Below are 12435 nucleotides of genomic sequence, written 5' to 3'. Positions count from 1 at the left end.
TATGAAAGTAAAATTATTTTTAGCAGTTTTTATTGCTTTAGTTGTAAACTTTAGTTCTATTGCACAGTCGAATTTATTGAATGCGAAAAAGCCTTCAGAGATTGGGCTCAAAACCCCTGCACAGCTTATTTCTGATAATGACAAACCTTTAGCATATGGTTATGTCGATGACAGAGACGTTTTGATGGGGAAAACAGTTTGGGAAATTATAGATTTAAATGAAAAAATAAATTTCCCATTATATTTTCCTGTAGATACAGTTAATATTGGTCCAGAACGACGTTCCCTTTATGATGTTTTAACAAAAGCCATCAGGCAGGGAAAAATTACAGAAGTTTATACGGACAGTTATTTCAATACGAAGAAATCTTTAAAAGACATTCAAGGATCTTTATCACGTATTGATACTACGGATGCAGGTAGAGAACTTATCAATCAATATCCAGATGATTTTAAATCACGAGTTGTAAAGAAAAAAGTAGTTACCGGTACCGGAAAAAATAAAAAAGTAAATTATGTAGAGCAGACAGTTGGACCAACAAGAACAGTTCCTGCAGAATACATATTAAAACAAGATCTTACAGCTGCAGATGTGGAGCAGTATAAAATAAAAGGATACTGGTATTTTGACAAAAGACAGAGTGAATTAAAATATCGTTTGTTAGGAATTTGTCCGGTAACCCCAGACGTTTATACTATGAACAGTGATGAAAAGGATTATATTGAGCTATTCTGGGTTTTCTTTCCTGATGCCCGTGAAGTATTGCATGAAGCAAAAGCTTTTAATGATAAGAACTCGGCATTGCCTATTTCATTTGACCAGATTCTAAATTCGAGAAGATTTAATGCGATTATCTATAAAGAAGAGAATGTGTATGGAGACCGTGAAATCAAAGATTATATGAAGGATAATGCTCAAAACCAATTGTTGGAATCTGAAAGAGTAAAAGAGAAAATCCGCAATTTTGAAGAAGATATGTGGAATTACTAATCCACTTAATTTATAATAAGAAAAACTCTTACTAACTTTGCAGTAAGAGTTTTTTTATTTTATATACACTGCAAAATGCTTGATTATTTAATCGTTGGATCTGGATTGGCTGGAATTTCTTTTGCCGAAGTTGCCCTAAAAAACAATAAGTCTATTTTGGTTATTGATGACAAATCACAAAATTCTTCCAGAATCGCCGGAGGATTATATAATCCTGTAATTTTAAAACGCTTCAGTGAAGTATGGAATGCAAAAGATCATTTGGTTTTAATGAATGAATTTTATGATCAAGTGGAAAGTAAACTGCATGAAAAATTCAATTTTAAAATGCCAATTCTCAGAAAGTTCTTTTCGATTGAAGAACAGAATAATTGGTTTGCTGCTTCTGATAAAATTAATTTAGCCCCTTTCTTATCTACAAAACTGATTACTAAAAAATATCAAGGAATTGATTCACCTTACGATTATGGAGAAGTTTTGCATACAGGCTATGTTAAAACGGGACAATTATTAGAAAGTTACAGAGAGTATTTAAAAGACAATAAACTACTTCTAGAAGAATCTTTTCATAGCTCTTTTCTCGATTTTCCTGATTCAGGGATTCAATATAAAAATATTAAAGCACGCCATATTATATTTGCAGAGGGTTTTGGACTGCACAAGAATCCTTATTTTAATTATCTGCCTTTGGATGGAACAAAAGGAGAGTTGTTTTTAATAAAAGCGCCGAATTTAAAATTGGATGTTATTGTTAACACCAGTGTTTTTATCCTGCCAATTGGCGGTAATTTGTTTAAAGTGGGTGCAACGTACAATTGGCATGACAAAACAGATCTTCCAACTGAAGAAGGTAAAAAAGAACTTTTAGATCGAATTAAAGAAATTATTACCTGCGATTTTGAGATTGTAAAGCATTTTGCAGGTGTTCGCCCCACAGTTGCTGACAGAAGACCGATTATTGGAACTCACGAAGCTTATCAAGCAGTTCATCTTCTTAACGGATTAGGAACGCGCGGAGTGATGCTTGGACCAGCTTTGGCCAAAATGTTATTTGATCATATCGAATACGGAATTCCAATCGATAAAGAAGCTGATATAAAACGATTCCATAAAAGATATTTAAAATCTCTTACTCCTGACCGGCTTTAGGATCGTATGAAACAAACATGTTGATGTATAAGTTTCTCGAAAGTCGTAATACAAAAGGAAATAAAAGAACAAGAGTTATTATAATAGCGATGAACGATTGACTAATACTTGCTCCAAAAAAGACGAAAGAAACAATAAAGGCAGCGATTCCAACAGCAACATTCAAAGCATAACTCACATACATTGCTCCGTAAAAAAAGGAAGGCTCAATTTGATATTTTAGTCCACAGTGGCTGCAGTGATCATTCATTTTGAGAACGTTATTCAAATGAAGCGGATTTTTGTCTGAATACATGCTTTCTTTTTGGCATTTTGGACAACTTCCTGTTAAAATACTATTTAGTTTGGATCCTTTTTTTAACATTTGCAAAAAATTTAAACAAAGGTACATTTTTGAACCTTTACTGCTGGTAATTATAGTCACAAATTATGCTTAATATACACAATCTTTCTGTTTCTTTTGGTGGAACCTATTTATTTGAAGAAGTTACTTTTCGTTTAGGCGCTGGCGACCGTGTAGGTCTTGTTGGTAAAAACGGAGCTGGTAAATCAACCATGCTTAAAATGCTGGCTGGAGATTTTAAACCAGATTCAGGAGTTATTTCTCAAGAGAAGGATATTAGAATGGGATTCCTGCGTCAAGATATTGACTTCGAACAAGGAAGAACTGTTTTAGAAGAAGCATATGAGGCTTTTACTGAAATTAAAGCTGTAGAGAAAAAACTAGAAGAAATCAATCATCAATTGGTTACTAGAACTGATTATGAAAGCGAAGAATACGGACAAATCATAGAAGATTTATCGGATTACACACATCGTTTTGAACTTCTTGGAGGTTATAATTATGTAGGTGATACAGAGAAAATTCTTTTAGGTCTTGGTTTCAAAAGAGAGGTTTTTAATAATCAAACCGAAACATTTTCTGGAGGTTGGAGAATGCGTATTGAGCTTGCAAAGCTTTTGCTGCAATCAAACGATGTATTGCTTCTGGATGAGCCAACCAACCACTTAGATATCGAAAGTATTATTTGGCTGGAAAGTTTCCTTAGAAATTATCCTGGAGTTGTGGTAATTGTATCGCACGATAAAATGTTCTTAGATAATGTTACCAATAGAACAATCGAAATCTCTTTAGGAAAAGCATACGATTTCAATAAACCCTATTCTCAATATCTAGAATTGCGTCATGAAATTCGTGAGAAACAATTAGCGACGCAAAAGAATCAGCAGAAAAAGATTGAAGAAACCGAAAAACTAATCGAGAAATTCCGTGCCAAAGCTTCTAAAGCTTCGATGGCGCAATCGTTGATTAAAAAATTAGATAAAGTAGAAAGAATTGAAGTTGACGAAGACGATAATTCAGTTATGAATATCTCGTTTCCAGTTTCTAAGGAACCAGGAAAAGTAGTTATTGAAGCTGAACATGTAACAAAAGCGTACGGTGAAAAAACGATTCTAAAAGATATTAGTTTATTGGTTGAAAGAGGAAGTAAAATTGCATTTGTTGGGCAAAACGGACAAGGTAAATCTACTTTTATTAAAGCGCTGGTAAACGAATTTGAATACGAAGGAAATATCAAATTAGGGCATAATGTACAATTGGGATATTTTGCTCAAAATCAAGCCGAATATTTAGACGGAGAAATTACGTTGCTTCAAACTATGGAAGATGCTGCAACCGATACAAACCGTATGAAAGTTCGCGATATGTTAGGTTCTTTTCTTTTTCGTGGAGATGATGTTGAGAAAAAAGTAAAAGTACTTTCAGGAGGTGAGCGTAACCGTTTGGCACTTTGTAAATTGTTACTACAGCCAATCAACGTATTGCTGATGGATGAGCCTACGAACCACTTGGATATTAAATCTAAAAACGTATTAAAAGCGGCACTTCAGAAATTTGGCGGTACTTTGTTGTTGGTTTCTCACGACAGGGATTTTCTTCAAGGAATGTCGAATATCGTTTATGAATTCAAAGATCAAAAAATCAAAGAATATCTAGGTGATATCAATTTCTTCTTAGAACAGCGCAATCTTGAAAATATGCGTGAAGTAGAGAAAAAAGATATCGTAAAAAAAGATACTCCAAAAGAAAAAGAAGTCAGCAAAGTGTCTTACGAAGATCAGAAAAAAACAAAAGCGCTTCAGAATAGATTAAGTAAAATCGAAAGTCAGATTCAGCAATTAGAAAAAGATATTCAGCACGACGATAAAGCGCTTGAAACGAATTATGACAAACACATCGAAGACGCTTCATTCTTTACCGCTTACAACAAAAAGAAATCAGATTTAGATCAGTTATTAATCGACTGGGAAACTGTTCAAGAAGAGATTGATAGTTTTAATGCATAGTTATAAGTCGCAGTTTACAGTCTCAGTTTTCAGTCTCAGTAAAATATTAAAAAACCTTTTTCAAAGTTCTAAACTTTGAAAAAGGTTTTTTAATTAAGATTATGCGCAAACTGTAAACTGAGACTGTAAACTGAGACTGTAAACTGAGACTGTAAACTGAGACTGTAAACTGAGACTGTAAACTGAGACTGTAAACTGAGACTGAAAACTGAGACTGAAAACTGAGACTGAAAACTGAGACTGAAACTCAAACTAAATAATCCCAATAGACTTAGAATGCTCAATAGCCTCACTGCTGTCTTTAAAATAACACACTGCAACATCAAGTGTTTCTAAATTGTGGAGTATTTTTTTAACTTCTGTTTTTTGAGATTTTCCAGTCTGCCTAATATAAACAGCAATTACGGTAACTGGAAAAATTTTACAGATTCGTTCGTACAACATAGGATCATGCTGAGAATCATCTCCTAATAAAACATATTTTAAATTTGGGTAAAACTCAACCACATGTTTTATCTTTTCATATTTGTGATCGTGATTCCCTCTTCCGCTCATAAAAAAATCGGTGATTCCTCTTTTGATATCTTTCAGCAGAAAAACCGCTTTTGGAAGTTTATTAATGCGGGTAAATTTGGCAATAAATCGGTATAAATTCCATTCGCTGCTTGAAATATAAAAGAATGCATTTCCTTCTTCAGGATTATTTCTTCCAGCCTGGCTCAATGCTTGATAATGTGCCACAACATCTTTGAATACTCTACGGTCGTTTACATTTTTGAAAAGCAAAATATATATTTTGAGAAATAAATTCTTAGTATGCGAAATCAAAAATGTATCATCAATATCGGATATAATGCCCAGTTTTCCTTTATGCGGCCGAATAAAACTACCCTTGCAGTGAACCGTTTTATCTTGATATTTCAGACTGACTTCATATGGCATCCAGCCAAAATGAGTTTCCTTTTCCAGCGGAATGCAAAAATTAAAAAAACCATCGTCTAAAGTTTTGGTATGAATCACTTCATTATTATAATGGAGATAAACATCAAAATTTTTAATGGTTTTTATTCGGAATAACTTTAGAATCGAGGTGGCGTTTTTTAGCTTTCTTTTTTCAAAATCGTAGTTGTGTTCTCTTCTTAAGACATGCCCCATCACAATTAATTCTTGCTCATTTGCATAACCTCGATATAATTGTAAAATTGGTTTCATTAATTGCGTATATTTATGTAACTGTAATTTACTTAATATAATTGGTTTTAAAAATAAAATTTTGAAAAAGAATATACTCTTTGTCGTAAATCCCATCTCTGGAGATCTCGATAAATCCGATTTAATAGAAGCTGTTCAAGAATTTGCAGCGACAAATCATTTTGATTTAGAAGTTTATGAAACAACTGGAAAAAATGATTTAAAAGAAATTCAAAAAATATACGATCAATATAATCCAGAACGAATCGTTGTTGCGGGCGGAGATGGAACAATCAAAATGGTAGCCGAAGCCATGGAAGAACACGATGTAATTATTGGAATTCTGCCAGCTGGATCAGCAAACGGACTTTCTGTTGATCTAAATCTCCCTGCTGGAATCGAGGAGAACCTAAAAATTGCCTTTCTGCATCATTATATCGAAATGGATATGATTTGCATCAACGGCAAAAAAAGCATTCATTTAAGCGATCTCGGATTAAATGCTAATCTGGTAAAAAACTACGAGCAAAGCGATGTTCGTGGCTTTTGGGGATATGCGCTGCAGGCTTTTACAACATTAACAGAATCAGATGCGCCGTTTGTAGCTACAATTTCAGCTAATAATAAAACGGTTCAGCATGTGGCCCGAATGATTGTAATTGCCAATTCGCAGAAATATGGAACAGGCGTAATTATTAATCCAAACGGAACGATGAATGATGGAAAGTTTGAATTGGTGATTCTGAAAAGTCTTGATTTACTTTTAATTGGAAAAATTATCACCGGAAATATGCCAATTGATTCTGATGACATTGTGATCATTTCAACAGATAAAGCGACTATCGAAACGGATTATCCAGTTCATTTTCAAATTGATGGTGAATATTGCGGAGCGCAGACTTCTTTAGAAATTCATATTCTGCACAAACAAATGAAATTGGCAGTTCCTTGATTGTGATTGATTTTTTGTTGAAGGAATATTGTTAATCTTGAATTTTGTCGCTTGGAGCTTTTTATACCGCCGATATTATTTTCTATAAATATTTCGCTCTTCCAGAGCGAAAAAAGCTCCGTTATGAGCGAAATATTTATAGAAATTGTTTATCACTAAAGTTCAAAAGCTCCATCGGAGCGACATGATATTTTCTAAAAAAAATAAGCTTTGAAAGGGAGTATTTTATTTAAAAGGATTGCGTTCCTGCCATTCCGTTTTGGGTTCCAGATAATTGAAAAATCGTGAAATATTGTGATTAATCAACGAGTTGCTGTGTGTTATCAAACCATACATTTTTACTGGTTTGGCGCCAACAGAACTTTTGATTTCAAGTGCAGTCCGAGCAAAAACGATTTCCTTAAAACCTTGTTTAATAGAGTAGGCGATCATATCGTACAACATGTTCAGATACAGCATTTTTTCGCGTTGTACACTTTCGTCGTATCCTAAGAAATAAGTGTCCATTACTGCGCCGTTTTTAATCAAAGTATTGAATCCGATAAGTTTTTCGTCTAAAAAATAACCATATAATAAAAAGTTATCTCCCATAATTTCTTTGAAAAAACTAAAATGATTTCTGGCTAGAAAGAAAGTATTGAAAGGAGCATTTTTGGCCACATGAAAATACAAATCATAAATTACATCTTCGTATTTTTTAATATCGGCAAGAGTCATTTTTTGTTTTATGATTCCTTCAGATTTTTTTCGGGCACGTTTGTATTGATCGCGGTATTTTTTAGATAAAGCATCGATATAATCCTGTTCGGTTTTCCAGTTTTCTCTGATTTCGAAAACCATATTCGGCTGTGTCGAAAACGTATAATTGTTTTTAAATTCAGCCTGAAGTGGTTCGATTTCTTTTGCAGTAAAATCCTTTATGCTTGTAATGTGGACTTTCTTTCCGCTTTCTTTCAAATCCTTTTTTAGCTGATTTATCGCTTTATGAAGTGTTTTTATCGCTTTAGATTGCTTAACATTTTCTTTAAAGATAAAAGCATTTTGTCCCGTAAGCATATTGTTGCCAACAAATAACACGTGCGAAGCAAAGTTTTTTAAAGCAAAATTACGGACAGATGTTTTTAAACACTTGTCACGTTCTCCAAACGATTCGAGTTTTTCGGCAAATAAAAATTGGGTCAGAACAATTCCAATTAGTTTTTTCTCTTCAAAAAGTCCAATAAAATGACAAGTCATGTTTACTGGGCAAGAATTTTCCAGTACTTCGAGATATTCCCGTGTCAAAAAAATATTATCAGCAGCAAGCGAATTCCATTCTAAAGGCAGTAAGGAAGTGCTTTTGTAAATCTGGAAAGAATAGGTTGTATTCAAATGAGTAGACTAATTTCGTCAAAATTAGAGAATATTTACAATAACTCAATTCCTTTAAGTTATTATTAAGAAAACCCGTTTGAACTTTGATTTCAAACAGGTTTTGTATTTTGAGTTAAGCAAATGCGCAGATGATACCGCCCATTAACGTAAGTGTTATTATCCAGAAACCAGCATGTATAAAAATGTATTTCCAAGATTTTCTTTCAAACAAACCATTGATTCCAATTACAGGGAAAGCAAAAAATAATCCAGATAAGAAACCATGCAGAGCGCCGTGTTTAAATGTTCTGTAAGCTGTTCCATAATCTGCCATGAAAGCAGAAAAAGATGGTTTTGCAGAAGCAATTAAAGGTGGGCCGCCAACCATTCCAACTGCGCCTGATTGATGAATGGTCAACGACATTAAAGTCATCGAAATCATCAAAGAAAAAATGTAAGTAAGTCCGAAAATTTTGAGCATACTTCCTTTTCTCAGTTCTTCTTGAGTCAGATTATTTTCTTTCATCCAAATCGTTCCAAAGACTTTTGGATTGTACCAGATGAAGCCTACGACAAGTGTTACGATCGCAGAAACTAGAAATGCGTAAAAGTTAATTTCCATAATATGAGGTTTTTGTAATTAGTTGTTTCAAAAATACTCAAAATAGTATTGCTAAAAACAAGAAAAATAATACCTTTTTATTTATTAATACTTTATCGACATAAGGCGCTTTGTATCTTGTAATAGATTGTCATAAAAACAATCTGCAAGGAAATATTCCCAATTTAATTGGTAATTTAAAAAAGCTGGAAGTTTTTAGTTTTTCTAGTAATCAATTCTCAGGATCAATTCCTGAAACAATTTGTAAGTTGAAGAATTTGAAAGATTTAGAGCTTTCTAAAAACAATTTGTCTGGAACAATTCCATCGGAATGGGAAACCGTTTTTATTGGATTTAACCGAAGAAAAGAAATCAGAAAATAACATCTTGAATTGATTTTAACCACAAATTTAATTTAAGTTTGCAGGCCGGTTTCGATTTTTTTTATAACTTTAAAATTGGATTTATTTCCACCTTATTAATTACGAAAACAAAAAGTACAACCTTTAAAAAGATAAAATTATGACACTACAATATCAGGGCGAACAATACGGAAAATCAACAACATTTACCATTAGAATTATTGGTAACAACTTATCTAAAAGCAGTTCAAACTACCAAATTGATCTTTTAGTTGGCGATAAAAAACTTCCAACATTTACAAGTGAAATTCACCAAAGTCTTTCGAATTGTTTAAAAGAGATTTACTTATTCAGAAAACACAACGGAATTAAATTCGACGAATCATCAGAGAAAATTGTTTCTCTTTATGTTCCATACGATAGAGTTTTGTTTAACTATAATAAATACGCTTTATTCAGAGCTTAATTATTTGGAAAATAATTTAGAAAACCGTTCAGAGATGAGCGGTTTTTTTGTTTAACAATAAATGTTAATGTAACATGCAGCTTTTACAATCAATTCCATATCTTAACATTTATAAATGGTTAAAAAAATATATGAAAAGTTTAATATATATTAAGTTAATTTTATTGCTTTTTCTTTCATGTAATAATAACTCTAAAAGAAATGAAGAAAGAAAACAAATTAATATAAAAATATGTTATGTAGGTATTATAGATAAGCCTTTGCCTGCTTTAATTTTTTTTGATAAGGGTGAAGAAAATTTTAGAATGTTTGATTATAATTATGAATTGAACTATAAATCTTATCTGGAATTTAAAAAAGAAATACGAAAACATAATATTAAAAAGAGAGAAAGCTCTTCTCTTATTCATGTTTCAATTAATAAAAAACAAAATTATTATTTAGATAAAAAAAATAGTTTGAGTTTTCTTTCTAAGCTTTTGGAGATCACAGAATATAAAAATAATAAACAACTGGAAAATCAATTAAAATTTTATTTTAGAGTTGTCAAAAGTCAATAAGTTTTATTGTATATCGCTCCCTTATGAGTAATCTTTTATCTTATTATATGCTCATGCCTAGAAATTAATTAAATGGTTTTCATAAAACATAAAGCCTTTAAAATAAGATTCAAGAAGATTTAAGGTTGTCTCATAAATTGGTTTCTGTCTCACTTTTGCAAGTAACCAAGCCAGAAAGCTCATGATGAAAATGTCTTTAGGTCCGTTTTGTGATTTAATTATAAAATTTTCTATTGTGGTTTGAAACTTTTCATTTTTTATGATTTCAGGTTTCATTACATATTGCTCTATAAGCGAAAGATATTGCACAACGCGCTCTTCGTTTACCGTTAACAGGTATTTTTTATAACGTCGTTTAAAGCTTTTGATTCGGGAAATTGCGAGTTCTGTGTTTTCCTGCTGTGTGTGAAGCATTATTTCCATCAGACATTTTTTGATAGTCCAGTCCATACCCATTTTTTTCTCGTACCAGCTGTCGGTATGGCTTAATTTTGCCATTTCTTTTACAGCACTTCGTCCCGCGTTTTGCTGAATATGAAAAACGATAAGCATTAAACGGACATCGTTGCTATCATTAGGATCTGTTTTTTTGTTTAGAGTTAAAGCTTTTTCGGCAATTTCAATTGCTTTTTGCCAATTTCCTAGATAGTTTTCGTTGAAAGCCAACAAAAGAAAATATCTCAAACAGAAACGATGGTAATATTTACCAGACTGTTTCTGAAGTTCGGTAAACATCGAATTAAGATAATTCAAAGACTCAGAAAACTGACCGTTGCGAAAATGAAAATTAGCAATAAAATACAATATGTAAATATGATAGTATAAATGCTTATTAGTCAAATCTGCTTTTTTGCTGATGAATTTGTAGCTTGTCATCACAAAAGGCTGAATAGGCAGGTAATTGTTGTTTATAGAAGCGTATTCGTTGGCAATAAATAAAATTTGGTACAAGGATTTAAAAGTCAATCCTTGTTTCAATGATATTCCGTGTGTTTCGATGGTGTTTTTTATAACCGCCTGAAAATCTACAATACGACCTTCATGATAAATCGCGGCAAGTTCGCGGCGTAAAACCGCATAACCAAGATTAAGCTGCTCTTCGTATTCAAGCTGTTTTTTATTGGCTTTAAACTTTTGTATTACTTTTTCAATTGGCTGAGAAAGATTGAAATGCGCAAATTGTATTTGCATCAAATATATTTCATTAAGAAGACGGAAATGTTCAATGTTCGTTGCAATATTTTCCGCTTTTGCCAAACATTTAAAAGCCGTTTTTTCAAGTTTATGTTCAAAAAACAAACGGCTTACCACAATAAGGCGAAGAATTGTATTTTCTTCTGAAGTGTCATTCTCAAAACTTCGAGTCGCCATGAATTCCACCATGTTATCATAAAGCCTTTTTCGTAATGCATGATAAGCATCGCTGCTTTTTTGATTTTTTATATCTGACTTTTTTAATTTTATATCGTCAGTTTTTAAAGAATTGAATAGTTCAATATTTCCAACGTCTTTACGTTTGTTCTTTTTGGATAAATGTTGTATGAATGCCTTTTTTTCTCTTTCATTCATCATGTTGGATATTTCCTGAAGTGCATTCATAGTTTAGATTTATGAATGTAAAAATAATAAAAACTAGTTTTTATATCGTCAGTTTTATTCGTAAATTGATTTTCATAACTCCGGTTTCATGCTGAAATTTGCTTCATAATTATAAAACATAAAATTATGGAACCGCTAAAATCAAATGAATCAAACAACAATTCAGAATTAAAAAATGCAAGATTAAATAATGGATTTAGTCCATTAAAACCTAGTGCTGCCTTTATAGGCGCTTCGTGGATGACGTTAATTATTGGGATGACCTCGTATTGTATCGGACTTTATAATTCGGATATGGCGTACAACGAAAAAGGATATTATTTTACAATTCTTCTTTTTGGTCTTTTCTCTGTAATATCAGTGCAAAAAAGTGTGCGTGACAGATTAGAAGGTATTCCGGTTACAGACTTGTATTACAGCATAAGCTGGTTTAGTACCATTGCCTCGATAGTATTGCTTATAATTGGTTTGTGGAACGCCAATTTACTGCTAAGTGAAAAAGGTTTCTTTGGGATGTCGTTTGTATTAGGACTGTTTTCTGCGCTTGCTGTGCAAAAAAACACCCGAGACCTTAAACAATTTGAATCATCGGCTATATAATATTTTAGCGGAGCCTCATTACGGTCACAAATTGTGCAGTTTTGAGGTTTTCTAATTTTAACTCTCTGTAGAAAATGGGGGTTTTCTTTAATTGAGAGTTATTTTAAAAGAAAAAAGCTTCAGATTTCTCTGAAGCTTTTTTTGTAGTCCGTGGGGGAATCGAACCCCCCTTACCAGGATGAAAACCTGGCGTCCTAACCGATAGACGAACGGACCTGTTTTGCTATTGCGGGTGCAAAAATGCAATTAATTTTGGAATAAC

General features: G+C 32.6%; 13 protein-coding genes and 1 tRNA gene. 8 read left to right on the top strand and 6 right to left on the bottom strand.

Features of this window, described 5'->3' with window-relative positions:
• The first annotated feature begins 1 nt into the window (after nucleotide 1).
• Together porN and J0383_RS06330 are read left to right on the top strand one after the other, a co-directional pair.
• Nucleotides 2-991 carry a type IX secretion system ring subunit PorN/GldN gene (gene porN / locus J0383_RS06335; RefSeq protein ID WP_207297582.1) on the top strand — a complete coding sequence of 330 codons (990 nt, stop codon included), beginning with the start codon at nucleotides 2-4 and terminating at the stop codon, nucleotides 989-991.
• 75 nt (nucleotides 992-1066) lie between these two features.
• Nucleotides 1067-2140: an NAD(P)/FAD-dependent oxidoreductase gene (locus tag J0383_RS06330; protein ID WP_207297581.1), complete on the top strand. Its 1074-nt coding sequence runs from the start codon at nucleotides 1067-1069 to the stop codon at nucleotides 2138-2140.
• Here J0383_RS06330 and J0383_RS06325 read toward each other — a convergent pair.
• Nucleotides 2121-2504, bottom strand: coding sequence for a DUF983 domain-containing protein (locus tag J0383_RS06325; protein ID WP_207297580.1), 384 nt, complete (start codon nucleotides 2502-2504; stop codon nucleotides 2121-2123). The two genes, J0383_RS06330 and J0383_RS06325, sit on opposite strands and share 20 nt — an antisense overlap.
• A 65-nt stretch (nucleotides 2505-2569) precedes the next feature.
• Here J0383_RS06325 and J0383_RS06320 point away from each other — a divergent pair, with 65 nt between their 5' ends.
• Nucleotides 2570-4489 (top strand): ABC-F family ATP-binding cassette domain-containing protein, encoded by a 1920-nt coding sequence (locus J0383_RS06320; protein WP_207297579.1) that lies wholly within the window; start codon nucleotides 2570-2572, stop codon nucleotides 4487-4489.
• 252 nt (nucleotides 4490-4741) lie between these two features.
• Here J0383_RS06320 and J0383_RS06315 read toward each other — a convergent pair whose 3' ends face one another.
• Nucleotides 4742-5701: an App1 family protein gene (locus tag J0383_RS06315; protein ID WP_207297578.1), complete on the bottom strand. Its 960-nt coding sequence runs from the start codon at nucleotides 5699-5701 to the stop codon at nucleotides 4742-4744.
• A gap of 61 nt (nucleotides 5702-5762) precedes the next feature.
• Between J0383_RS06315 and J0383_RS06310 the strand changes: the two genes are divergently transcribed.
• Nucleotides 5763-6632, top strand: coding sequence for a diacylglycerol/lipid kinase family protein (locus J0383_RS06310; RefSeq protein ID WP_207297577.1), 870 nt, complete (start codon nucleotides 5763-5765; stop codon nucleotides 6630-6632).
• Between the two features lie 225 nt (nucleotides 6633-6857).
• On the opposite strand, the gene J0383_RS06305 is transcribed toward J0383_RS06310, so the two are convergent.
• Together J0383_RS06305 and J0383_RS06300 are read right to left on the bottom strand one after the other, a co-directional pair.
• Nucleotides 6858-8003, bottom strand: coding sequence for a GNAT family protein (locus J0383_RS06305; RefSeq protein WP_207297576.1), 1146 nt, complete (start codon nucleotides 8001-8003; stop codon nucleotides 6858-6860).
• Nucleotides 8004-8118: 115 nt separating this feature from the next.
• Nucleotides 8119-8607 carry a DUF1761 domain-containing protein gene (locus J0383_RS06300; protein WP_207297575.1) on the bottom strand — a complete coding sequence of 163 codons (489 nt, stop codon included), beginning with the start codon at nucleotides 8605-8607 and terminating at the stop codon, nucleotides 8119-8121.
• A 110-nt stretch (nucleotides 8608-8717) separates the two neighbouring features.
• On the opposite strand from J0383_RS06300, the gene J0383_RS06295 reads away from it, so the two are divergent.
• The 3 genes from J0383_RS06295 (at nucleotide 8718) to J0383_RS06285 (ending at nucleotide 9974) form a co-directional block, all read left to right on the top strand.
• Nucleotides 8718-8969 carry a leucine-rich repeat domain-containing protein gene (locus tag J0383_RS06295; protein ID WP_207297574.1) on the top strand — a complete coding sequence of 84 codons (252 nt, stop codon included), beginning with the start codon at nucleotides 8718-8720 and terminating at the stop codon, nucleotides 8967-8969.
• Between the two features lie 139 nt (nucleotides 8970-9108).
• Nucleotides 9109-9414, top strand: coding sequence for a hypothetical protein (locus J0383_RS06290; RefSeq protein WP_207297573.1), 306 nt, complete (start codon nucleotides 9109-9111; stop codon nucleotides 9412-9414).
• 131 nt (nucleotides 9415-9545) lie between these two features.
• Complete coding sequence (locus J0383_RS06285; RefSeq protein WP_207297572.1) at nucleotides 9546-9974, top strand: hypothetical protein; 429 nt, start codon at nucleotides 9546-9548, stop codon at nucleotides 9972-9974.
• A 57-nt stretch (nucleotides 9975-10031) separates the two neighbouring features.
• On the opposite strand, the gene J0383_RS06280 is transcribed toward J0383_RS06285, so the two are convergent.
• Complete coding sequence (locus tag J0383_RS06280) at nucleotides 10032-11573, bottom strand: tetratricopeptide repeat protein (RefSeq protein WP_207297571.1); 1542 nt, start codon at nucleotides 11571-11573, stop codon at nucleotides 10032-10034.
• 126 nt (nucleotides 11574-11699) lie between these two features.
• Here J0383_RS06280 and yiaA point away from each other — a divergent pair, with 126 nt between their 5' ends.
• Entirely contained in the window at nucleotides 11700-12173 is a 474-nt protein-coding gene (gene yiaA / locus J0383_RS06275) for an inner membrane protein YiaA (protein ID WP_207297570.1), read from the top strand.
• Between the two features lie 144 nt (nucleotides 12174-12317).
• Here yiaA and J0383_RS06270 read toward each other — a convergent pair.
• Nucleotides 12318-12389, bottom strand: a tRNA-Glu gene (locus J0383_RS06270).
• Nucleotides 12390-12435 lie beyond the last annotated feature (46 nt).

It is taken from the genome of Flavobacterium endoglycinae (assembly GCF_017352115.1).
GTDB classification, from domain to species: Bacteria; Bacteroidota; Bacteroidia; order Flavobacteriales; family Flavobacteriaceae; genus Flavobacterium; species Flavobacterium endoglycinae.
Note: the sequence above shows the minus strand (reverse complement) of the source record. Positions and strands in the feature narration are given on the sequence as shown.

What these genes read in the sequence shown, in the direction of transcription:
- porN (WP_207297582.1), top strand. Translation starts at nt 2, where the DNA reads ATGAAAGTAAAATTATTTTTAGCAGTTTTTATTGCTTTAGTTGTAAAC.
- J0383_RS06330 (WP_207297581.1), top strand. Translation starts at nt 1,067, where the DNA reads ATGCTTGATTATTTAATCGTTGGATCTGGATTGGCTGGAATTTCTTTT.
- J0383_RS06325 (WP_207297580.1), bottom strand. Translation starts at nt 2,504, where the DNA reads ATGTTAAAAAAAGGATCCAAACTAAATAGTATTTTAACAGGAAGTTGT.
- J0383_RS06320 (WP_207297579.1), top strand. Translation starts at nt 2,570, where the DNA reads ATGCTTAATATACACAATCTTTCTGTTTCTTTTGGTGGAACCTATTTA.
- J0383_RS06315 (WP_207297578.1), bottom strand. Translation starts at nt 5,701, where the DNA reads ATGAAACCAATTTTACAATTATATCGAGGTTATGCAAATGAGCAAGAA.
- J0383_RS06300 (WP_207297575.1), bottom strand. Translation starts at nt 8,607, where the DNA reads ATGGAAATTAACTTTTACGCATTTCTAGTTTCTGCGATCGTAACACTT.
- J0383_RS06290 (WP_207297573.1), top strand. Translation starts at nt 9,109, where the DNA reads ATGACACTACAATATCAGGGCGAACAATACGGAAAATCAACAACATTT.
- J0383_RS06285 (WP_207297572.1), top strand. Translation starts at nt 9,546, where the DNA reads ATGAAAAGTTTAATATATATTAAGTTAATTTTATTGCTTTTTCTTTCA.
- J0383_RS06280 (WP_207297571.1), bottom strand. Translation starts at nt 11,573, where the DNA reads ATGAATGCACTTCAGGAAATATCCAACATGATGAATGAAAGAGAAAAA.
- yiaA (WP_207297570.1), top strand. Translation starts at nt 11,700, where the DNA reads ATGGAACCGCTAAAATCAAATGAATCAAACAACAATTCAGAATTAAAA.